Origin of the sequence: Yersinia enterocolitica subsp. enterocolitica (assembly GCF_901472495.1) — a bacterium.
In the GTDB taxonomy this organism is placed as follows: Bacteria; Pseudomonadota; Gammaproteobacteria; order Enterobacterales; family Enterobacteriaceae; genus Yersinia; species Yersinia enterocolitica.
In genome coordinates this window covers 1,975,356-1,997,074 of the sequence record NZ_LR590469.1, presented here as the reverse complement: position 1 = coordinate 1,997,074, position 21,719 = coordinate 1,975,356, and the positions used below count along the sequence as shown (strand labels likewise).

The following is a 21,719-nucleotide window of genomic DNA, read 5'->3' as shown; positions in this document are numbered from 1 at the left end:
CCCCGTTTTAAGCCAGGTAAAATTCTTGATGCCTTGGGTGCGATGCAAAATAGCCTGACCCGCTCAGCGCAGCGTATTGCTGCCTATATTCTGGCAGAACCCGCTAAAGTGACTCAGCTTTCCATTGCTGACCTTTCTGCGCTGACACAAGCCGGTGAAGCCACGATTATCCGTTTTTGTCGCACGCTGGGTTACAAAGGGTTTCAGGATTTCAAAATGGATTTGGCCATTGAAGTGGCCACCCGCCATAACAATGAAAACAGTCTGTTAGATGCTGATGTACAAGAGGGGGATGATACGTTGGCGATTGGCAATAAATTGCAATCGGCGATTAATAATGTGTTGTCTGAAACCCTGAATCTGTTGTCTATCGAGAGTGTCGAGCAGGTGGTTAAGCTATTGCGCCCGGCTGATCGTATCTGCATTTTTGGTGTCGGTTCATCCGGTATCACTGCGGAAGATGCCAAAGGTAAATTAATGCGTATCGGATTGCGGGTCGATGCGGCCACAAATAATCATTTTATGTATATGCAGGCTTCTTTGATGCGCCCCGGTGATGTAGCAATTGGTATCAGCCATTCGGGAACCTCAGCTGAGACGGTACATGCATTAAAGCTGGCGAAGCAAGCCGGGGCCACCACTGTGGCACTGACACACAATATGGGCTCCACCATTACTGAACTGGCGGATTATGTGCTGATTAACGGCAACCGTCAGGGGCAGCTGCAAGGGGACTCCATTGGTACCAAAATTGCCCAATTATTTGTGCTAGACCTGATTTACGCCTTGCTGGTCAAAGCCGATCCGGCTCAGGCAGAAAGCATTAAACGTAAAACAACCCAAGCCGTTAGCCAAAATGGATGACCGGTAATCTATTTCTGCTGCCATTTCTAGCCGCTGCTGCGGGGATCTTCCGCCAGCGGTGGTAAATACCCCGCATCCTGTTGCTTATCTCATTCACCTCAGCATTTCGCCATCTTTGTCACGTTTTAGACACATTGTGATTGAAATAGCGGGCTGATCTTATACACTCAAATGGAGTTTTACTCCTTTGATTGATTTTATTTGGAGTTAAACCACATAAATATAAATGTGGCGAAAACCGTCTGGTAGTGACAGATTAAGTGATGTTAAACAATCAGTTGCTATGGTTTACCTGCCGCGAGGAAAACAGTTTCTGCCAGTGAACTTGGCTGGTGGTGGAGAGAGAGCGACGCTATGAGCACTTCAGTACAACCTCAAACGGATAAACGGCCTCGTAGAGACAAACCATTGCGCTGGTACAAGCAGCTCACCCCTGCGCAATGGAAGGCATTTATTGCCGCCTGGATCGGTTATGCCCTGGACGGCTTTGATTTTGTTCTTATTACTCTGGTTCTGACTGATATTAAACAGGAATTTGGTCTGACGCTGATTCAAGCTACCAGTCTGATTTCAGCTGCGTTTATTTCACGTTGGTTCGGTGGTTTGGTACTGGGTGCTATGGGTGACCGTTATGGCCGTAAATTGGCCATGATCACCAGCATCGTGTTGTTCTCTTTCGGTACGCTGGCTTGTGGTTTAGCACCAGGTTACACCACGCTGTTTATCGCCCGACTGATTATCGGTATCGGGATGGCGGGGGAGTATGGCTCCAGTTCTACCTACGTGATGGAGAGCTGGCCTAAGAATATGCGTAACAAAGCCAGTGGGTTCCTGATTTCTGGTTTCTCTATTGGCGCGGTCTTAGCCGCTCAGGCGTACAGTTATGTGGTTCCGGCATTTGGCTGGCGTATGCTTTTCTACATTGGCTTGCTGCCGATTATCTTTGCTTTGTGGTTACGTAAAAATCTGCCAGAAGCTGAAGATTGGGAAAAAGCACAAAGTAAGCATCAGCAATCTAAGCAGGCTAAAGATCGCAACATGGTGGATATTCTGTATCGCAGCAACTTGAGCTACCTGAATATTGCGCTGACCCTCTTTGCCGCCGCTGCGCTCTATGCTTGCTTTACCGGCATGGTATCCACCCCTGTAGTGGTGCTCCTCGGTATCCTTTGCGCAGCAGTATTCATCTACTTTATGGTGCAAACCAGTGGTGATCGTTGGCCGACTGGTGTGATGCTGATGGTGGTGGTGTTCTGTGCTTTCCTCTACTCATGGCCGATTCAGGCATTATTGCCTACGTACCTGAAAATGGATTTGGGTTATGACCCGCACACCGTGGGCAACGTGTTGTTCTTCAGTGGATTTGGTGCCGCAGTGGGCTGCTGTGTTGGGGGTTTTTTGGGGGATTGGCTCGGGACGCGTAAAGCCTATGTCACCAGTTTGCTGATTTCACAGTTACTGATAATCCCACTGTTCGCTATTCAGGGCAGCAGCATTCTGTTCCTCGGCGGGTTATTGTTCCTGCAACAGATGTTGGGCCAGGGGATTGCCGGGCTATTACCCAAACTGCTGGGGGGTTATTTTGATACTGAACAACGTGCGGCGGGGTTGGGCTTTACCTATAACGTCGGTGCCTTGGGTGGGGCATTAGCACCGATTCTAGGCGCTTCAATTGCTCAACATCTCAGCCTCGGTACGGCATTGGGTTCACTCTCATTCAGCCTGACATTTGTGGTTATTCTGCTGATTGGTTTTGATATGCCATCCCGTGTGCAGCGCTGGGTACGGCCATCCGGTTTGCGTATGGTGGATGCCATTGACGGCAAACCATTCAGTGGCGCTACCGGCCCGGTGGGTGCCAGTGTTGTGACGCAGAAATAATATTTCTACCTAAGAACGCATTTTTATCGCCCGGTGCAGTTTAGCCGGGCTTTTTATTGACCAGATATAAGTGAAATAGGCGGCTGGCGACCTGCGTGGTGACTGGCTTAGAGCATTTGATACTTGCACATCACTAAACGGTATATAAAAGCGTTATAGGTATGCACCTAGTTATAAATACACTGAACATAATTTAGCGGCGCAACATTCTTCATGAATAGGTTTGTTGCCGAATGAACCCAGTGAATAAGGTGCAAAATGAAACAGATTTCAATAAAGAAAAATGGATGGACCCGTGTTGCCTTATTTAGCGCGTTAATCTTCGGCAGTGCAACGGCTTCTGCGACTGAGTTGCTCAATAGCTCTTATGATGTCTCCCGCGAGTTATTCACCGCATTAAATCCGGGCTTTGAGAAACAGTGGGAACAGCAAAACCTCGGTGACAAGCTCACTATCAAACAATCTCATGCCGGTTCTTCCAAACAGGCATTGGCTATCTTACAAGGGCTGAAAGCGGATGTAGTGACCTATAACCAAGTCACCGATGTACAAATTTTGCATGACCGCGGCAATCTTATTCCGGCTGATTGGCAAGCACGGTTACCCAACAACAGCTCGCCGTTCTACTCCACCATGGCTTTCCTGGTGCGTAAGGACAATCCAAAGAACATCCATAGCTGGGATGACTTGGTGCGCGAAGACGTCAAACTGGTATTCCCGAACCCAAAAACCTCCGGTAATGGCCGTTATACCTATCTGGCCGCTTGGGGGGCAACTGAACAAGCCAATGGCAAAGATGAGGCCAAAACCCGCGATTGGATGACGCGCTTCCTGAAAAACGTGGTGGTATTTGACACCGGCGGCCGTGGTGCCACCACCACTTTTGTTGAGCGCGGCTTGGGTGATGTGCTGATCAGTTTTGAATCTGAAGTGAATAATATCCGCAAAGAATATGGCAGCGACAAATATGAAGTGATTGTCCCGCCGGTCGATATTCTGGCGGAATTCCCGGTGGCATGGGTGGATAAAAATGTCGAGAAAAATGGCACCGAGAAAGCCGCCAAAGCTTACCTCAATTATCTCTACAGCCCAGCGGCACAGCAGGTAATTACCAGCTTTAACTACCGTGTTAATGATAAAGCGGCGATGGAAGCGGCAAAATCCCAATTCCCTGACACCAAATTATTCCGGGTTGAAGAGCAATTTGGTCGCTGGCCACAAGTTATGAGCACCCACTTTGCCACCGGCGGCGTGCTGGATAAATTGTTAGCAGAAGGTCATCAGTAATGTTGTCGGCATCCAGTAAACGGGTTCTGCCCGGATTCACCCTCAGTCTTGGGAGCAGCCTGCTTTACACCTGTCTGATCTTGTTATTGCCGCTCAGTGCGTTAGTGATGCAAGTCGCCCAGATGAGTTGGGCACAGTACTGGGAAGTGATAACTAACCCTCAGGTGGTTGCCGCTTATAAAGTCACTTTACTGGCCGCTGGTGTTGCCAGTGTATTCAATGCGGTATTTGGCATGTTGATGGCCTGGATCCTGACGCGCTATCAATTCCCCGGCCGCAGTTTACTCGATGGTTTGATGGATTTGCCCTTCGCCTTACCCACTGCGGTGGCGGGGTTGACACTGGCAACCTTGTTCTCCACCACCGGTTGGTATGGAGCCTGGTTAAACGACGTTTTCGGCATCAAAGTCTCCTTTACCTGGTTAGGGATCGCGGTCGCTATGGCCTTTACCAGCTTGCCGTTTGTGGTACGCACCGTGCAGCCGGTATTGGAAGAGTTAGGACCGGAATATGAAGAAGCGGCGGAAACTTTAGGGGCCAGCCGCTGGCAGAGTTTCCGTCTGGTGGTGATGCCCGAACTGGCTCCAGCATTACTGGCGGGAACCGCACTCTCTTTTACTCGCAGTCTGGGCGAATTCGGTGCGGTTATCTTTATCGCTGGCAATATTGCCTGGAAGACTGAAGTCACTTCGCTGATGATTTTCATCCGCTTGCAAGAATTTGATTACCCGGCCGCCAGCGCCATTGCCTCCGTTATTTTGGCGGTTTCACTGGTGTTGTTGTTCGGTATTAACACGTTACAAAGTCGCTTTGGTCGGCGGATAGGTGGGCACTGATGGCTGATATTGCAGAGTTTAATGGTGTGGCCCGCCCGCCGATCAATTGGGGTAAATGGACATTGATCGCCATCGGCGCACTGTTCTCATTTTTACTGCTAGTGATCCCGATGGTGTGGATCTTTATCACGGCTTTCTCGAAAGGGATTGAGGTGGTAGGGCAGAACTTACTCGACCCAGATATGCTGCATGCTATTTGGCTGACGGTGTTGGTGGCGCTGATTACCGTGCCGGTCAATTTGGTATTTGGTGTGGTATTGGCCTGGCTGGTGACGCGGTTTGTCTTCCCAGGACGACAGCTATTGATGACGTTAATTGATATTCCGTTTGCGGTTTCACCGGTAGTCGCCGGTCTGATGTATTTGTTGTTTTACGGCTCAAACGGTGTGGTGGGCGGTTGGCTGGATTCTCACGATATCCAATTGATGTTCTCCTGGCCGGGTATGGTGCTGGTGACCATCTTCGTCACCTGCCCATTTGTGGTGCGTGAGTTGGTGCCGGTGATGATGAGTCAGGGCAGTCAGGAAGATGAAGCCGCAGTGTTATTGGGGGCTTCTGGTTGGCAGATGTTTCGCCGTGTGACACTTCCCAATATCCGCTGGGCATTGCTGTATGGCGTGGTGTTGACCAACGCCCGCGCCATTGGCGAGTTCGGTGCGGTTTCAGTGGTATCCGGTTCTATTCGTGGCGAGACCTACACCTTGCCGCTGCAAGTTGAGTTGTTGCATCAGGATTACAACACCGCCGGGGCCTTTACCGCCGCCGCGTTACTGACTCTGATGGCAATAGTGACCCTTTTTCTGAAAAGCGGCCTGCAATGGCGCTTAGCGCGTCAGGTTGTTCGTCTCGAACAGGAGCAAAAGCATGAGCATTGAGATTGATAATATCAGCAAGTATTTTGGTCGTACCAAGGTACTGAATGACATCACACTTGATATTCCTTCAGGCCAAATGGTGGCATTGCTTGGCCCTTCTGGTTCGGGAAAAACCACCTTATTGCGTATTATTGCCGGGTTGGAGAACCAAAACGCCGGGCGTTTAAGTTTCCACGGCACCGATGTTAGCCGTTTACATGCCCGTGACCGGCGTGTTGGGTTTGTGTTCCAGCATTACGCGCTGTTCCGCCATATGACGGTATTCGATAACATAGCTTTCGGTTTAACGGTATTGCCGCGCCGTGAGCGGCCAAATGCTGCGGCTATCAAGCAGAAAGTTGCGCAGTTGCTGGAAATGGTGCAATTAGGTCATCTGGCTAACCGCTATCCATCACAGCTTTCCGGCGGGCAGAAGCAACGTGTTGCTTTGGCGCGTGCGCTGGCGGTAGAGCCGCAAATTCTATTATTGGATGAGCCGTTTGGTGCACTGGACGCGCAAGTGCGTAAAGAGCTGCGCCGTTGGTTACGTCAGTTACACGAAGAATTGAAATTCACCAGCGTTTTTGTGACGCACGATCAGGAAGAAGCTATGGAAGTGGCTGATCGCGTGGTGGTCATGAGTCAGGGGAATATTGAGCAGGTCGGGACACCAGATGAAGTGTGGCGCGACCCAGCAACCCGTTTTGTATTGGAGTTCCTCGGTGAAGTTAACCGCTTAAGTGGTGAAATTCGTGGGTCACAGTTGTTTATCGGTGCCCATCATTGGCCGCTGGATTTGGCACCGATGCACCAAGGCAGTGTGGATCTCTTCCTGCGCCCTTGGGAGATGGAAGTCAGTACTCAATCAAGCTCGCGCTGCCCGCTGCCGGTTCAGGTGCTGGAAGTCAGTCCTCGCGGTCATTTCTGGCAATTGACGGTGCAACCTATTGGTTGGCATCAGGATCCTATTAGTGTGGTCTTGCCGGAAGGTAATATTGAAACCCCGCTGCGTGGCTCTCGTTATTATGTTGGTGGATTAAATGCTCGCTTATATTCTGGCGATCAATTACTGCAACCCATTGCTTTAGCCCAAAGCGCCTGATAAGTTTTTCTTCTTTTGATAAACATAGAATTATACCCAACGTCATTGGAGTGGCAGCAAGGCAGCTAACGAGCGAATCCCGATGAGCTTACATAAGTAAGTGATTCGGGTTCGTGAGAGCAGCGAACACAGCTGCCGCTTCAAGGAGGAAGGGGATTTAATAGGTATTTACAGTGAAAACCCTCGAACACTGCATCGGCAACACCCCACTGGTAAAACTGCAACGCTTGAGCCAAGGGCTAAATGCGGAAATTTGGGTCAAATTGGAAGGCAATAACCCAGCCGGTTCGGTGAAAGACCGTGCCGCACTGGCGATGATCCAACGGGCAGAGTTGCGTGGGGAGATTTCTCCAGGTGATGTGCTTATCGAGGCAACCAGCGGTAATACTGGCATTGCGCTGGCGATGATTGCTGCTTTGAAGGGGTATCAGCTGAAATTACTGATGCCGGAAAACATGAGCCAGGAGCGTCAGGCCGCTATGCGAGCCTATGGGGCCGAGCTGATTTTGGTCAGCCGTGAGCAGGGCATGGAGGGAGCACGCGATCAGGCGCTGGCGATGCAAGCCGCAGGGCAGGGCAAGGTGCTGGATCAGTTTAATAATACTGACAATCCGTATGCCCATTTTACCGGTACCGGGCCGGAAATCTGGCAGCAAACCGCCGGTAAAGTGAGCCATTTTGTTTCCAGCATGGGCACTACCGGCACCATTACCGGTGTTAGCGAGTATCTAAAAAGCCAAAATCCGGATGTTACGATTATTGGTCTGCAACCCGCCGAGGGCAGTAGTATTCCGGGAATCCGCCGCTGGCCTGTGGCCTATATGCCAGGAATTTTCCGCCCCGAACTGGTGGATCAGGTGTTGGATATCTCGCAGAGTTCAGCCGAACAGACCATGCGCCGGTTGGCAACAGAAGAGGGGATTTTCTGTGGTGTTAGCTCAGGTGGTGCGGTAGCTGGAGCATTAAGAGTGGCAGCCGAAAACCCGGGCGCGGTGATTGTGGCGATTATTTGCGATCGTGGCGATCGCTATTTATCAACCGGCGTTTTTGATTAAAGGGTGTGCACCAACACACCCTTTGCCGGTTGTACAAAATATAAACCCTACTCTCGCTCCAATGCTCTGATAGGGTCCATCTGTGCCGCTCTTTGGGCGGGGAAGAAACCAAAAATTACGCCAATTAGGCTGGAGCAGATAAACGCGGTGATAATTGATGTCGCGGAGTAAACCATCGAAAAACTGCTGCTAAATTGGCTGAACAACAGGCCGATAGCCAGTGATAACACCACGCCGAGGCCGCCCCCCAGTAAGCATACCAGCACCGCTTCAATCAAAAATTGCTGCATAATATCGCTGGCTCGTGCGCCAACAGCCATTCTCACCCCTATCTCTTTGGTGCGCTCGGTGACTGAAACTAACATGATATTCATCACCCCAATCCCACCGACAACTAATGAAATAACCGCTATCATCGATACCAGTAATGTCATGGTGGAGGTGGTTTTCTCAATGGTTTGGCGGATGCTGTCGGTGTTCATAACGAAAAAATCCTGCGTTCCATGACGTTGTGTCAGTAGTTTGGTGACTCCTTGTTCGGCGTTCGCCAGATCAATATCATCATTCACCCGCACCGTGATGCTTTTCAGATAGGATTGCCCCAGCATACGTTTCATCGCGGTGGTGTAGGGGATCCATACGTTGAGATTTTCGTCACTGCCGAAGCCACTTTGCTTCTTAGCCGCGACACCGATGACTCGGCAGGGCAGGGAGCCGAGCAAGATAACTTTGCCTAACGGGTTTTCCCCATTTGGAAACAGCTTATCGCGGGTGTTTTCATCAATGACGGCTTCTTGCATCAAGTTATCTACGCTGGTGCGATTAAATGCCATTCCCTGAGCGAGGGTATAGCCGCGTACCAAGAAATATTGCTCGCCGACACCATTAACCGTGCCACTGACGGACTTATTGCCATAGCGCAAGGTGGTGCTGGTAGACACAGTTGGTGTCACGCTGTGAATATAACCTTGTTGTGCTAAAGCATCAGCGTCAGTGGCTCGCAGTGTGTGGATCGCCGCCGAGCGCATGTCACCGAAATCTTTGCCGGGGAAGATCTCTAACGTACTGGTGCCCATCGAATTGATATTTGCCAGAACCTGTTGTTGCGATCCTTTACCCAATGCCACCACCGAGACCACCGAAGCAATACCGATAATAATCCCCAGCATGGTCAATAAGGTGCGCAAGCGCTGTGCTGACATTGCCAACAGGGCCATTTTGAACGCCTCTTGTAGGCGATCACGCTGTGCTTTCCATGAGGTTAGTGGTGGCTTATGGGCAATGTCGGGTGTTTCTATCGTGCTTATTTTCGCGGGTAACTCCGGTTGCGGCATTTGTCTGTCCGAAATCACCTCGCCGTCTCTGAGCTCGATAATTCGCTGAGCATGTTCCGCAATCGACATATCATGGGTGACAATCACCACGGTATGGCCTTGCTGATGTAAGCCCTTCAGGATATTCAATACTTCTGTGCCGCTGTGGGTATCCAGTGCGCCAGTCGGCTCGTCGGCCAGAATAACTTCTCCGCCATTCATCAGTGCCCTGGCAATGCTGACCCGTTGTTGTTGCCCGCCGGAAAGTTGGCTTGGGCGATAATCCAAGCGGTCAGCCAACCCCAGACGCGAGAGCAGGCTGGCAGCCCGCTGGCGACGTTCTTCACGATTAACTCCGGCATAAATAGCCGGAATCTCGACATTTTCTTGCGCGCTTAAATCATTCAGTAAATGGTAACGCTGAAAAATAAAGCCAAAATGCTCGCGGCGTAATTCTGCTAATTCATTGCTATCCAAATGCTGGGGGATGCGGCCAGCCACCAGATATTCACCCGAACTGGGTTTATCCAGACAGCCGAGAATATTCATCAGTGTTGATTTACCGGAACCTGATGCGCCGACAATCGCCACCATTTCGCCGCTGTGAATGGTGAGATTAATATTTTTCAGCACCCGAACACGTTCTTCACCGCTGATAAACCAGCGGCTGACATTATCAAGCTGAAGCAAAATCTTACTTTGATTGATATTAGGCATCCGTTACATCCCCATCGGTGGCCCCATATGTTGGGCCTTATTGTTGGAGGTAACAGCACTTGCCTGACTGACAATCACTTGCTCCCCGGCTTGCAAACCGGAAAGTATCTGGGCATCGACATTGTTATTTAGCCCAACAGTGACCTCACGCGTACTGACGTTGCCATTACTATCAACGACCTGGACTCGATAGCGCCCATTGTTATTCTCCAATGCGGTAGCCGGGATCACCACGGCATCCTCAGCTTTATGCAACACGATATACACCTGCGCAGTCATTGAAATACGTAAAGCCCCGTTTGGATTAGCGACATCAAATAAACCGTTATAGTAAATAGCAGTCGTGGTGGAGCTGGAACTGCTACTTGAGCTGGATGATGTGGTGGTGGTTTCATCGTTGATCGAGTCGGGGGCGGGTTCAATAGCACGCAGTGTGGTGCTAAAGCGCTCTTCCGGTTCGCCCAAAATGGTAAAGTAAACCGGCATGCCAGCTTTGACTTTCACTACATCAGCTTCGGAAATCTGGGCTTCGACAGTCATGGTATCGAGTTGTGCCACTTTTATAATTGTTGGCGCACTTTGCACCGCATTGACGGTTTGCCCCTCTTCAACCGGAATAGCGACAACTGTACCGTTAATCGGCGAAGTGATTTTGGTGTAACCGAGGTTGAGTTTGGCAGTACTGACGGCGATTTCAGCCTGTGCAATTTGGGCATCCAAGGCTTTAATTTCAGCTTGGGTGCTGTCTAATGTGGCTTTGGCACTATCAAAATCGGCCCGTACACCAAGCCCTTTGGCGAGGATTTGTTGCTGGCGTTGGTAGGTTAACTGGTTATTTTTCTGGGTTGCCTCTTTGGCCGCGCGCTGGGCTAACACATTTTTTAGTGCTTCTTCTGCGTCTTTCAACGCATTTTGCTGAGTAAGATCATCAATTTCAGCCACTAACTGGCCTTTTTCAACCTGTTGCCCTAGGGTGACATGGAGGGCTTTGATTTGCCCTGAAACCTGAGCGCCCACTGTGACCTGTTTTTGTGCCTTGATAGTGCCATCCGCCAGTACCGTTTGTTCCAGAGTACGGATCTCTGCTGGAGCGGTGATAAACCCTGGCCTGTCTGGCGGTGAAATCAGTCTAAACAACAGTACGCCACCGGCGATCAGTAGCACAACAGCCAGCCCCATAAGGCGCCGTTTCGAGCCTGTAACCTTTTGCATAATCAATCAACTATCCTTGAACCACGATGAACAAAATAGTGAAGCCAAATGTCAGGGGATAATTTACCGCCAAGGCCAACGGGGGTGAGTTAAGTGAAATTCAAGGATATGTAAGGATTGAGTAAAATCGGCTGCGCGCGAGTCAAATAGGCATGAAAATAGCCGAAATCAGGCAGGAGAGTTAAACGATGAAAATTTTGTTAGTCGATGATGATGTTGAACTGGGTAGCATGTTGAGAGAATACCTGAGCGGCGAAGGGTTTACCGCCGAGCTGGTATTAACCGGCAAAGAGGGCATAGACGGCGCGTTGTCCGGTAACTATACCGCCTTGATCCTCGACATTATGTTGCCTGATATGAGTGGTATCGATGTGTTGCGGCAGGTGCGTAAAAAAAGCCGCTTACCGATCATCATGCTGACCGCCAAAGGCGACAATATTGATCGAGTCATCGGCCTGGAAATGGGCGCAGATGACTATATGCCAAAGCCGTGTTACCCGCGTGAGCTGGTGGCCCGATTGCGTGCCGTTTTACGCCGCTTTGACGAGCATCCGGATGTGCCATCGGGTGATGATGGTGTTATTACGCATGGTGATTTGACGCTTAACCCGTCGACTCGCAGCAGTGAATGGCAGGGTAAACCCTTTGATTTGACTGCCTCTGAGTTTAATTTGCTGGAGTTGCTATTACGCTCGCCCGATCGTGTAGTAACTAAAGATGAGTTATCTGATAAAGGTTTGGGCCGACCACGTGAGGCTTATGACCGCAGTGTCGATGTGCATATCAGCAATATCAGACAAAAGCTTGCGGCGTTGCCGGGCAGTACCTTAAACATTGAAACGGTACGCAGCATTGGCTACCGCATCAGATAATCGCTATTGGTGGAGTCAGTCAGCTATGCGTGGACGGTTATTTTGGAAAATCTTGCTGGGATTTTGGGTTACTTTTATTTTAATGACTCAGATGCTGTGGCTGGTGTTTTCCTTTTACGGCAATCGCCATGAACCGCCTGAGCGTGAGATGGTGCGCAGGATTGCCAAATTACAAGTCGCTTCTGCGGCCTCGGTACTGCAAAGTGGTGGTCTGCCAGCCCTAAATGCCATGACGGCTAACTGGTCAGAAACAGATAAAAGTCACTTTTCGGTTTTGCCTGTGGCACAAATTCCCCCGGTCACAGCACTATCATCGGATAAGGTACAACCCCCTAAGGGGCGCGATCCCGAGTTTTACAGCCGGGAAGTGACGACCTGGACTCAAAGTCTCGATGGTCAGAATTATCGTATTAGTTACGACATTGATGGACTAAGGGATGTTAATCAGCGGGGCGGAGGCGGTGAGAGTCGCCGCGAAATACTGAATATACCGATCCCGATGATTTGGATGGGGGTGTTAGGTGGTTTGTTCTTCAGTACATTGCTGGCCTGGAACCTGACACGGCCGATGCGCCAATTACGCGCGGGTTTTGAACGGGTGGCTCAGGGGGATTTGTCGGTGCGACTGCTGCCTGTCATGCGGCGGCGTCATGATGAATTGACCGAAGTAGCGCGGGATTTTGATTCAATGGCCGAGCGTTTGGAAGAGTTGGTCAGCGCCCGCGAACAGTTACTGCATGATGTTTCTCATGAGTTACGTTCGCCGCTGGCACGATTGCAATTGGCGATTGGATTGGCGCGCCAGAATCCCGATAATGTCGAAAATTCATTACAGCGTATTGAGCATGAGTCGGAACGCCTCGATAAGATGATTGGCGAGTTACTGGCGTTATCGCGTGCTGAAAACCACAATATTGCCGAAGATGATGAGTATTTCGATTTGCGCGAGTTAGTGACTGTGGTGGTTAATGATGCCCGCTATGAAGCGCAGGTGCCAGGGGTTGAAATCTTGCTACAGGTATCACCGCAAGTTGACTATACCGTCAAGGGAAATGCCGAGCTGATGCAGCGGGCGATCGACAATATTGTTCGTAATGCACTGCGTTTCTCAACTCACGGCCAACAGGTGAAAGTGCTGCTTTCACAGGTTGATAAGAGTTACCAGATTCAGGTTTCTGACCAGGGGCCTGGTGTTGATGAGAGCAAGTTATCCAGTATTTTTGATCCCTTCGTGCGCGTTAAGTCGGCAATGTCGGGTAAAGGTTACGGCTTAGGGCTGGCTATTACTCGTAAGGTGATTTTGGCTCATGGTGGGCAGGTTGAAGCAAGAAACGGTGAGCAGGGTGGGTTAGTGATTACACTACGTGTGCCGCGCTGGATTACAGCAGATTAAATGACTAAACAAAAACGGCGCTCAAGAGCGCCGTTTTCCATTCGTATACAATTACTTCTTGATACGAATAATAGGTGTCTCACCCACGGTGACACTACCAGATAGTTTAATCAGTTCTTTGATCTCATCCATGTTAGAGATAACAACCGGTGTCAAAGTAGACTTGGCTTTCTCTTCCAACAGGGCCAGATTGAACTCAATAACCACATCACCTTTCTTGACGCGTTGGCCTTCTTCTGCGATACGTTTGAAGCCTTCGCCTTTCAGTTCAACAGTATCAATACCGAAGTGGACGAACAGCTCAATGCCGCTGTCTGATTCGATAGAAAAAGCATGGTTAGTCTCGAAAATTTTACCGATGGTGCCGTCAACAGGAGCAACCATTTTATTGCCTGAAGGCTTGATGGCAATACCATCACCAACGATTTTCTCTGCAAACACAACATCAGGAACATCTTCGATGTTGACGATCTCACCAGACAACGGTGCTACGATTTCAATAGTACCACTGTCTTTTTTATCATCTGAAACCAGTGATTTCAGTTTATCGAACAAACCCATGATCTTCTCCTAAGTATTTATATTGGGCAGCGTTCCAGTATCGTGGAATTAGCAGAGCGTTTTTTCTTCGATGAATGTGGTAACCAAATCCATCAATTCCTTCGCTGTTGGTTGAGCCAATGCCTGCTCCGCCAACACCTTCACATCTTCGAAATTCGTATTACGGATAATTTTCTTGATGCGTGGGATCGAAATCGCACTCATGCTGAACTCATCCAGCCCCATGCCCAATAGCAACAGTGTAGCACGTTCGTCGCCAGCAAGTTCACCGCACATACCGGTCCACTTACCTTCAGCGTGAGACGCATCAATCACCTGTTTGATCAGGCCCAATACCGATGGTGACATTGGATTATAGAGATGAGAAATCAGCTCATTGCCACGATCTACTGCCAGAGTATACTGAGTTAGATCGTTTGTCCCAATACTAAAGAAGTCAACTTCTTTAGCTAAATGGCGAGCGATGACCGCCGCCGCTGGTGTTTCCACCATAACACCGACCTCGATGGTTTCATCAAAGGCCTTGTTTTCTTCGCGTAATTGGCTCTTCAGCAGCTCAAGTTCTGCTTTCAGTTCGCGCACTTCTTCTACCGAAATAATCATCGGGAACATGATGCGCAATTTACCAAACGCCGAGGCACGCAAGATAGCGCGCAGCTGTGCGTGCAGAATTTCTTTGCGATCCATAGCAATACGGATGGCACGCCAGCCCAGGAATGGGTTTTCTTCTTTCGGCAAGTTCATGTACGGCAGGTCTTTATCACCACCGATGTCCATAGTACGGACGATAACAGCTTGCGAGCCCATAGCTTCAGCAACGGCTTTATAGGCCTGGAACTGCTCTTCTTCAGTCGGCAGTGAGTCGCGGTCCATGAACAGGAATTCGGTACGATACAGACCAACACCTTCAGCGCCATTACGCTCAGCACCCGCGATATCACGCACGGTACCGATGTTGGCAACGACTTCAACCTGATGACCATCCAGGGTGATAGCTGGCAAGTCTTTCAGTTTGGCCAGATCATTTCTCTCGGTGATGTACTGTTCTTTCACCGCTTTCAACTGATCAATCACTTCGGCAGTTGGGTTTAAATAGATTTTGTTATTGACCGCATCAAGGATCACATAGTCGTCATTCTTAATCTGTGTGGTCGCCTTGCTGGTGCCGACGATCGCCGGTAACTCCAGTGAGCGCGCCATAATCGAGGTGTGAGAGGTACGGCCACCTAAATCGGTGATGAACCCTAACACTTTGTTCAGATTAATCTGTGCGGTTTCAGATGGCGTCAGATCGGTTGCTACCAGAATGACTTCATCTTGGATGGTCGTTAAATCGACAATCTCCAGGCCGAGAATATTTCTCAGCAGGCGCTTACCGATATCACGTACGTCAGCCGCACGTTCTTTCAGATATTCGTCATCCAATTCTTCCAAGGCTTTTGCTTGCCCTTCGATGACTGAAAAAGCGGCTGCATCTGCAGATTGTTTATCATCTTTGATGAGGGCTATGATTTCCTGCTCAAGCTCTTCGTCTTCCAGCAGCATGATATGCCCTTCGAAGATAGCCTCTTTCTCTTCACCGAATGTTTTGCCAGCTTGGGTCTTAATCGTTTCTAATTGCGCAGACGCTTTGGCTCGCCCAGCTAAGAAACGCTCGACTTCTTGCTCCACGTGGTCAGCAGAGATTTTTTTCCGGTTGATGACAATCTCATCTTCTTTCAGTAAAAGTGCTTTACCAAAAGCGATGCCCGGTGATACTGCAATGCCTGAAATCATAACCCTACCTTACTCTTGACTGGTGTTAACTAAAAAAGAGTGCGTGATTACTCAAGCTCTGCCATCAGTTTTACCAGATGCTCAACAGCTTTCTTTTCATCTTCGCCTTCAGCCGAAATCGTCACAACAGTACCTTGGGTCAGGCCCAGAGTTTGCAGTTTGAACAGGCTTTTGGCGCTAGCGCTTTTACCGTTAGAGGTCACAGTAATTTCGCACGGGAAGCCTTTTGCTTCTTTTACGAACTGGGCAGCAGGGCGGGTATGCAGACCGTTTGGTGCAGTAATAGTAACTTCTTGCTGGAACATTGTATTTCCCCAACTTATTTTGGATTTATGTTGTGGAGCTAAAGTTTAGTGTAGAACCTAAACTTTAGCCTGTATTGGTGCGCGGATAACTCTTCTTTCACATTCGCGCATGACTATGCCTTAACCGCAGGTAAGTCACAAAGACAGTTTCCGATACAACCTGAGTTCAGGCTTAAAATCGATACTGCTACATCTAAGAATAATGCTCTCTTTGCGTTATGTCTTCAATCAGCACTCAGTGACGACATTTTTTGTTGTGTTGCATAATTGATAAATCGATTCAGCCAGAGATACACAGGATACTTGATTAATTTCGCGTATCAAAATAATTGACCGGTTAAATACTAAACCCAGAGGGTAAAATCAATCTTTATGTAGTAAAAACTTTGAAGCACGCCACAAAAAAAGCACCCATGAGGGTGCTTTTTTAGCATTTAGTGCGACGGTCTAACTACTGTTGCAGTTCTTGTTCAGTGAACAAATCTGCGAACAACGCCGTACTTAAATAGCGCTCACCCGAGGACGGAAGAATAACCACAATTGTTTTGTCAGTAAAGTCTGCTTCTTCAGAAAGCTTGACTGCTGCTGCAACCGCGGCACCGGAAGAAATGCCGGCCAGGATACCTTCTTCATCCATCAAACGACGAGCCATAGAGATTGCTTCATCATTGGTAACCAGTGCGACACGGTCAACCAGACTCAAATCAAGGTTGCCAGGAATGAAACCGGCGCCGATACCTTGAATTTTGTGTGGGCCGGGTTTAATTTCCTGACCCGCCAATGCCTGAGTGATGACAGGAGAATCAGTCGGCTCAACCGCAACCGTGGTGATAGACTTGCCTTTAGTTTTTTTAATGTAACGGCTGACACCGGTCAGAGTACCGCCGGTACCCACACCTGCGATAAAGACATCCACTTCACCATCGGTGTCTTCCCAGATTTCTGGGCCAGTGGTCTTTTCGTGAATTTCCGGGTTTGCTGGGTTACTGAATTGCTGCAAGATAATATAGCGATTTGGGTCGGTGGCTTGAATTTCTTCCGCTTTAGCTATCGCCCCTTTCATCCCCTTAGCACCTTCGGTCAGCACCAGATTGGCACCCAATGCTTTGAGCAGTTTACGGCGCTCAATACTCATGGTTTCAGGCATGGTCAGGGTCAGTTTATAACCGCGCGCGGCTGCAACAAATGCCAGTGCGATGCCGGTATTGCCACTGGTAGGTTCTACCAGTTCTTTGTCTGCGGTCAGAATGCCACGATTTTCGGCGTCCCAAATCATATTGGCACCGATACGGCATTTAACACTGAAACTTGGATTGCGTGACTCAACTTTCGCCAAAATGCGCCCGTTACCGATACGGTTCAGACGAACCAGCGGCGTATGGCCGATTGTTAAAGAGTTGTCTTCATATATCTTGCTCATAGCCCGTCCTTTAACTCTATGAAAATGTAGGAAACGTTCAAAGCATACGCTAACAGTATGGCTATGGAAGTAAGTAATTGGTATATCGATATGTTATTAGGAAATAAGTTTTAATCCCAATAGCTTTTAAGCTTGGCAGCTCACTTTTAACCTTGGCAATAGGGGCGCGACCAGCACGCCCATGCAAATGCAAAATTAACGTGGTGGTTGCATAAACTGATCGCGATAACGATCAACCCACATTGCGGTGGCACCGCAGACTGCCACTGGCATAATCACCAGATTAAGCAATGGAATCATAGTAAATAAGCTCACCAGTGCACCAAACTGCAGGTTGTCGACCTTATCTTGACGCAACGCACTGCGCATATGCTGAAAACTCACTTTGTGGTTATCAAAGGGATAATCACAATATTGAATCGACAGCATCCAGGCGCTGAACAGGAACCACAGAACAGGGGCCAGTGTTTGGCCGACACCCGGCACCAAATACAACAGCAGCAGCACTAATGCTCGCGGCAAGTAGTAGGCTAATTTACGCCATTCACGCGCCATAATTCGCGGCAGATCTTTCATAATCCCCAGAATACCGGTATCCGGCAGGGGCTTCCCGGTTAAACTGGCTTCTAACTGTTCGGCCAGCAAACCGTTAAAGGGGGCGGCGATGAAATTGGCCAGCGTACTAAATAGATAACTGAATACCAGCAGCACTGAAATCACCATCACTGGCCACAATAGATAACTGAGCCACTGCAACCAGTCAGGGACATAACTCATCAATTGGGGAACCCAGCCCCCTATCTGATTGAATAACCACCAGAAAGCCCCACCCATCAGCAGAATATTCACCAAGAGGGGCAAAATCACAAATCGCCGGATACCTGGACGGGAGATTAACTGCCATCCTTGGGCGAAATAATGGATACCACTGACCTTTTTTACCGCTTTTTGCGTATACGCCATGCCATTCCGTTCTCTATAAGCTCATTGACCTGCGTATCATATCGGTATGATTTCCCACTGCATAGTCACATATTGTATGAAAAGTGAGCGAAAGATCTAGCATAATCATCTTTCTTCGAAGAAAATTGAGCACGGACTTGCACTTGTGTTCGTTGGGAAATAGAGTTAAAGGGTGAATGTTTGCCGCGGTGGCAATGTATTGGAACAACAGAGATAGTAATGATGCAGGATTTGCGTCTGATATTAATCGTTGTTGGCGCGATCGCCATAATAGCGTTGTTATTGCATGGTTTATGGACCAGCCGTAAAGAACGCTCATCGCTTTTTCGCGATCGCCCAGTTAAACGTCCGAAACAAGAACGTGTTGAAACCCCGATCGAGAGTCTCGATGAAGGGGTAGGAGAAGTGCGCGTCCGCACGGCTCATCCACAAGAGAAGCCTTCGTTTAATCATATTGATGAAGACGACGATGAACTGCCGGTGATTCAGCATACTGAAACCAAACCGGTGCAGGTCAAGGCGGAGCCTCGCCAAAAACCTTTTGCTTCAGTGCCAACAGATTATGAAGACCCTCTTTTGGGTGGACTATCTGCTGAGCAACCACCGCATGAATCACAGCGTGATCCTTTGCTTGGCTCGGTTGAAGAACATGACCCACAACCGCGTTATGCAGAGCCACAACATGTGGCTGAACATGCCCCTCGGGTGGCTCCACAACATGTGGAATCACAACCAGAGCCTGCTGTTGCGGCTCCTGAGGTGAAACCGCAAAAACTGAAAGAAACCGTTTTGGTGCTGCATGTTGCTGCACATCACGGTGGTGCTCTGGGTGGCGAAGTGTTGCTACAGAGTGTGCTTCAGTCTGGTTTCCAGTTCGGTGAGATGGGGATTTTCCATCGTCATCTAAGCCCTGCTGGCAGTGGCCCAGTATTATTCAGTCTGGCAAATATGGTGAAACCGGGTTCTTTTGACCCTGACACTATGTCTGACTTCTCAACGCCGGGTGTCTCAATGTTTATGATGGTGCCGTCTTATGGCGACGCGAATCAAAACTTTAAGTTGATGCTGCAATCAGCCCAACGCATTGCCGATGATGTCGGTGGTGTGGTGTTGGATGACGAACGCCGCATGATGACCCCGCAAAAACTGGAAACATATAAGGCTCGCATCCGCGAAGTGTTGGATGCAAACGCAACCGCCTGATAATGTTGCCTCGCAATGAATCGAATTAACCCGAACCCCCGCATGCCGGGGGTTTTTTATCTTTGATGGTGAGCTATGGAATCAATAATTCAGCAAATTAATCAACTAAGAACCTCATTGCGCCATCACGAACATCTGTACCATGTGTTGGATGCGCCAGAGATCCCTGATGCTGAATATGACCGCCTGATGCAGCAATTGCGTGAGCTGGAAGCACAACATCCTGAATTGATCACCAATGATTCACCGACCCAACGAGTGGGCGCTGCGCCGCTTGATGCTTTCGAGCAGGTAAAACACGAAGTCCCGATGCTCTCTCTCGATAACGTATTTGATGAAGAAAGCTATCTGGCTTTTGACAAAAGAGTCCATGACCGGTTGAAACGTGCCGATCCTCTGACATTCTGCTGTGAATTGAAGCTTGACGGTTTAGCGGTGAGTTTATTGTACGAAGATGGCGAGCTGGTCAGAGCGGCAACACGTGGTGATGGCACTACCGGTGAAAATATTACCGCCAATGTCCGCACTATCCGTGCAATCCCGTTGCGTTTGCAGGGCGATAATATCCCTCGACGAGTCGAAGTTCGCGGTGAGGTTTTTATGCCATTGGCGGGTTTCGAGCAGCTTAACGATGAGGCTCGTCGCAAAGGGGGGAAAGTTTTCGCCAACCCACGTAACGCTGCCGCCGGTTCATTGCGCCAACTTGACCCACGTATTACGGCTAAACGGCCATTAACTTTCTTCTGCTATGGCGTCGGTTTATTGGAGGGCGGCGAACTTCCCCGCAGCCATATTCAGCGCCTGATGCAATTTAAGGCCTGGGGCTTACCGGTCAGTGAGCGGGTCAAATTATGTACTGGTAGCGAGCAAGTGATTGCTTTCTATCGTCAAGTCGAACAAGACCGTGGCGGTTTAGGTTTTGATATTGATGGGGTGGTTATCAAAGTTGATTCACTCGACTTACAGGAACAGCTGGGCTTTGTCGCGCGCGCACCTCGCTGGGCTACAGCATTTAAATTCCCGGCACAAGAGCAGATAACGCAAGTTCGTGAAGTGGAGTTTCAGGTGGGGCGTACGGGCGCAATTACGCCAGTTGCGCGGCTGGAACCGGTGCAAGTGGCCGGTGTGATTGTCAGCAATGCAACCTTGCATAATGCCGATGAAATTGAGCGTTTGGGCTTACGTATCGGTGATACCGTGATTGTCCGTCGCGCCGGTGATGTTATTCCGCAAGTGGTGGGCGTGGTGATGGATCAACGCCCGCAGGATGCCAAAGAGATCACTTTCCCTGAGCACTGCCCGGTGTGTGGTTCTGATATCGAGCGGGTTGAGGGGGAAGCGGTTGCCCGTTGCACTGGTGGGTTATTCTGTGCCGCACAACGTAAAGAGGCACTGAAGCATTTTGTCTCGCGCCGCGCGCTGGATGTCGATGGCATGGGCGACAAGATTATCGAACAATTGGTAGAAAAACAGTATGTTGAGAACCCAGCTGATTTATTTACGCTGACTGCGGGCAAGCTGACGGGTCTTGACCGGATGGGGCCGAAGTCGGCTCAAAATCTGATTGTGGCGCTGGAAAAGGCAAAACAGACGACTTTTGCCCGCTTCCTCTATGCGCTGGGCATTCGCGAAGTAGGTGAGGCGACAGCGGCTAATTTGGCTGCTCATTTCCGTAATCTGGAAAACCTACGTGCTGCTGATATCGAGGCATTAAAAAGTGTGCCGGATGTCGGGGAAGTGGTGGCCAAGCATGTGGTGAACTTCCTTGGTGAAGAGCACAATCAGAAAGTGATCGAAGCGCTGGAAAAAGTGATCACTTGGCCCGAGCCGCAGCAAATTATAGCCGAAGAGATAGATAGCCCATTCGCGGGTAAAACTGTGGTTCTGACCGGCTCACTGACTATCCTCTCACGGGACGAAGCCAAAGATCGCCTGGCCGCTTTGGGGGCCAAAGTCAGTGGCAGTGTTTCCAAAAAAACTGATCTGGTGATTGCGGGTGAAGCGGCGGGATCGAAACTGGTGAAAGCGCAGGAACTGGGAATTACAGTTATCGATGAAGCGGAAATGATCCGTTTGCTCGGTGAGTCGTCCTAACGGCTGAGGAT

General features: G+C 49.5%; 18 protein-coding genes. 11 read left to right on the top strand and 7 right to left on the bottom strand.

What is annotated here, in order from left to right:
- Positions 1 to 42: 42 nt before the first annotated feature.
- From FGL26_RS09455 to cysM, 7 genes are all read left to right on the top strand, one after another.
- Positions 43 to 864, top strand: a complete 822-nt coding sequence (locus FGL26_RS09455) for a MurR/RpiR family transcriptional regulator (RefSeq protein ID WP_050547150.1) — start codon at positions 43 to 45, stop codon at positions 862 to 864.
- Positions 865 to 1,218: 354 nt separating this feature from the next.
- Positions 1,219 to 2,745: an MFS transporter gene (locus FGL26_RS09445; RefSeq protein ID WP_005172270.1), complete on the top strand. Its 1,527-nt coding sequence runs from the start codon at positions 1,219 to 1,221 to the stop codon at positions 2,743 to 2,745.
- Positions 2,746 to 3,003: 258 nt separating this feature from the next.
- On the top strand, positions 3,004 to 4,032 hold the full coding sequence (locus FGL26_RS09440; protein ID WP_005172262.1) for a sulfate ABC transporter substrate-binding protein: 1,029 nt from the start codon (positions 3,004 to 3,006) through the stop codon (positions 4,030 to 4,032).
- The gene (gene cysT / locus FGL26_RS09435) at positions 4,032 to 4,868 is read left to right on the top strand and encodes a sulfate/thiosulfate ABC transporter permease CysT (RefSeq protein ID WP_005164877.1); all 837 of its coding nucleotides are present in this window, start codon (positions 4,032 to 4,034) and stop codon (positions 4,866 to 4,868) included. The genes FGL26_RS09440 and cysT overlap by 1 nt, the downstream gene beginning before the upstream one ends.
- A complete protein-coding gene (gene cysW, locus FGL26_RS09430) occupies positions 4,868 to 5,743 on the top strand; it encodes a sulfate/thiosulfate ABC transporter permease CysW (RefSeq protein WP_005172255.1) in 876 nt (291 codons plus the stop codon). The genes cysT and cysW overlap by 1 nt, the downstream gene beginning before the upstream one ends.
- Positions 5,733 to 6,824 carry a sulfate/thiosulfate ABC transporter ATP-binding protein CysA gene (gene cysA / locus FGL26_RS09425; protein WP_005172252.1) on the top strand — a complete coding sequence of 364 codons (1,092 nt, stop codon included), beginning with the start codon at positions 5,733 to 5,735 and terminating at the stop codon, positions 6,822 to 6,824. Before cysW ends, cysA begins: the two co-directional genes overlap by 11 nt.
- Positions 6,825 to 6,997: 173 nt before the next feature.
- On the top strand, positions 6,998 to 7,879 hold the full coding sequence (gene cysM / locus FGL26_RS09420) for a cysteine synthase CysM (RefSeq protein ID WP_005172249.1): 882 nt from the start codon (positions 6,998 to 7,000) through the stop codon (positions 7,877 to 7,879).
- A gap of 47 nt (positions 7,880 to 7,926) precedes the next feature.
- Here the strand turns inward: cysM and FGL26_RS09415 are convergent, their stop codons facing one another.
- Both FGL26_RS09415 and FGL26_RS09410 read right to left on the bottom strand, forming a co-directional pair.
- Positions 7,927 to 9,909 (bottom strand): MacB family efflux pump subunit, encoded by a 1,983-nt coding sequence (locus tag FGL26_RS09415; RefSeq protein WP_005172246.1) that lies wholly within the window; start codon positions 9,907 to 9,909, stop codon positions 7,927 to 7,929.
- Positions 9,910 to 9,912: 3 nt separating this feature from the next.
- The gene (locus FGL26_RS09410) at positions 9,913 to 11,121 is read right to left on the bottom strand and encodes an efflux RND transporter periplasmic adaptor subunit (protein WP_005172244.1); all 1,209 of its coding nucleotides are present in this window, start codon (positions 11,119 to 11,121) and stop codon (positions 9,913 to 9,915) included.
- Between the two features lie 188 nt (positions 11,122 to 11,309).
- Between FGL26_RS09410 and FGL26_RS09405 the strand changes: the two genes are divergently transcribed.
- Both FGL26_RS09405 and FGL26_RS09400 read left to right on the top strand, forming a co-directional pair.
- Positions 11,310 to 11,993, top strand: coding sequence for a response regulator transcription factor (locus tag FGL26_RS09405; RefSeq protein ID WP_005172242.1), 684 nt, complete (start codon positions 11,310 to 11,312; stop codon positions 11,991 to 11,993).
- Positions 11,994 to 12,018: 25 nt separating this feature from the next.
- Positions 12,019 to 13,386, top strand: coding sequence for an ATP-binding protein (locus FGL26_RS09400; protein WP_005172239.1), 1,368 nt, complete (start codon positions 12,019 to 12,021; stop codon positions 13,384 to 13,386).
- 51 nt (positions 13,387 to 13,437) lie between these two features.
- Here the strand turns inward: FGL26_RS09400 and crr are convergent, their stop codons facing one another.
- The 5 genes from crr to cysZ all read right to left on the bottom strand — a co-directional run bounded on the left by crr (position 13,438) and on the right by cysZ (position 18,411).
- A complete protein-coding gene (crr, locus tag FGL26_RS09395) occupies positions 13,438 to 13,947 on the bottom strand; it encodes a PTS glucose transporter subunit IIA (protein ID WP_004392561.1) in 510 nt (169 codons plus the stop codon).
- Positions 13,948 to 13,995: 48 nt separating this feature from the next.
- A complete protein-coding gene (ptsI, locus tag FGL26_RS09390; protein ID WP_005172236.1) occupies positions 13,996 to 15,723 on the bottom strand; it encodes a phosphoenolpyruvate-protein phosphotransferase PtsI in 1,728 nt (575 codons plus the stop codon).
- Positions 15,724 to 15,770: 47 nt separating this feature from the next.
- Positions 15,771 to 16,028, bottom strand: coding sequence for a phosphocarrier protein Hpr (ptsH, locus tag FGL26_RS09385; RefSeq protein WP_005164859.1), 258 nt, complete (start codon positions 16,026 to 16,028; stop codon positions 15,771 to 15,773).
- Between the two features lie 451 nt (positions 16,029 to 16,479).
- On the bottom strand, positions 16,480 to 17,448 hold the full coding sequence (gene cysK / locus FGL26_RS09380; RefSeq protein WP_005172232.1) for a cysteine synthase A: 969 nt from the start codon (positions 17,446 to 17,448) through the stop codon (positions 16,480 to 16,482).
- 195 nt (positions 17,449 to 17,643) lie between these two features.
- Positions 17,644 to 18,411, bottom strand: coding sequence for a sulfate transporter CysZ (gene cysZ, locus FGL26_RS09375; RefSeq protein WP_005172229.1), 768 nt, complete (start codon positions 18,409 to 18,411; stop codon positions 17,644 to 17,646).
- 219 nt (positions 18,412 to 18,630) lie between these two features.
- Between cysZ and zipA the strand changes: the two genes are divergently transcribed.
- Together zipA and ligA are read left to right on the top strand one after the other, a co-directional pair.
- A complete protein-coding gene (gene zipA, locus FGL26_RS09370) occupies positions 18,631 to 19,614 on the top strand; it encodes a cell division protein ZipA (RefSeq protein WP_005172224.1) in 984 nt (327 codons plus the stop codon).
- 75 nt (positions 19,615 to 19,689) lie between these two features.
- The gene (gene ligA, locus FGL26_RS09365; RefSeq protein WP_005172221.1) at positions 19,690 to 21,708 is read left to right on the top strand and encodes an NAD-dependent DNA ligase LigA; all 2,019 of its coding nucleotides are present in this window, start codon (positions 19,690 to 19,692) and stop codon (positions 21,706 to 21,708) included.
- Positions 21,709 to 21,719: the final 11 nt, after the last annotated feature.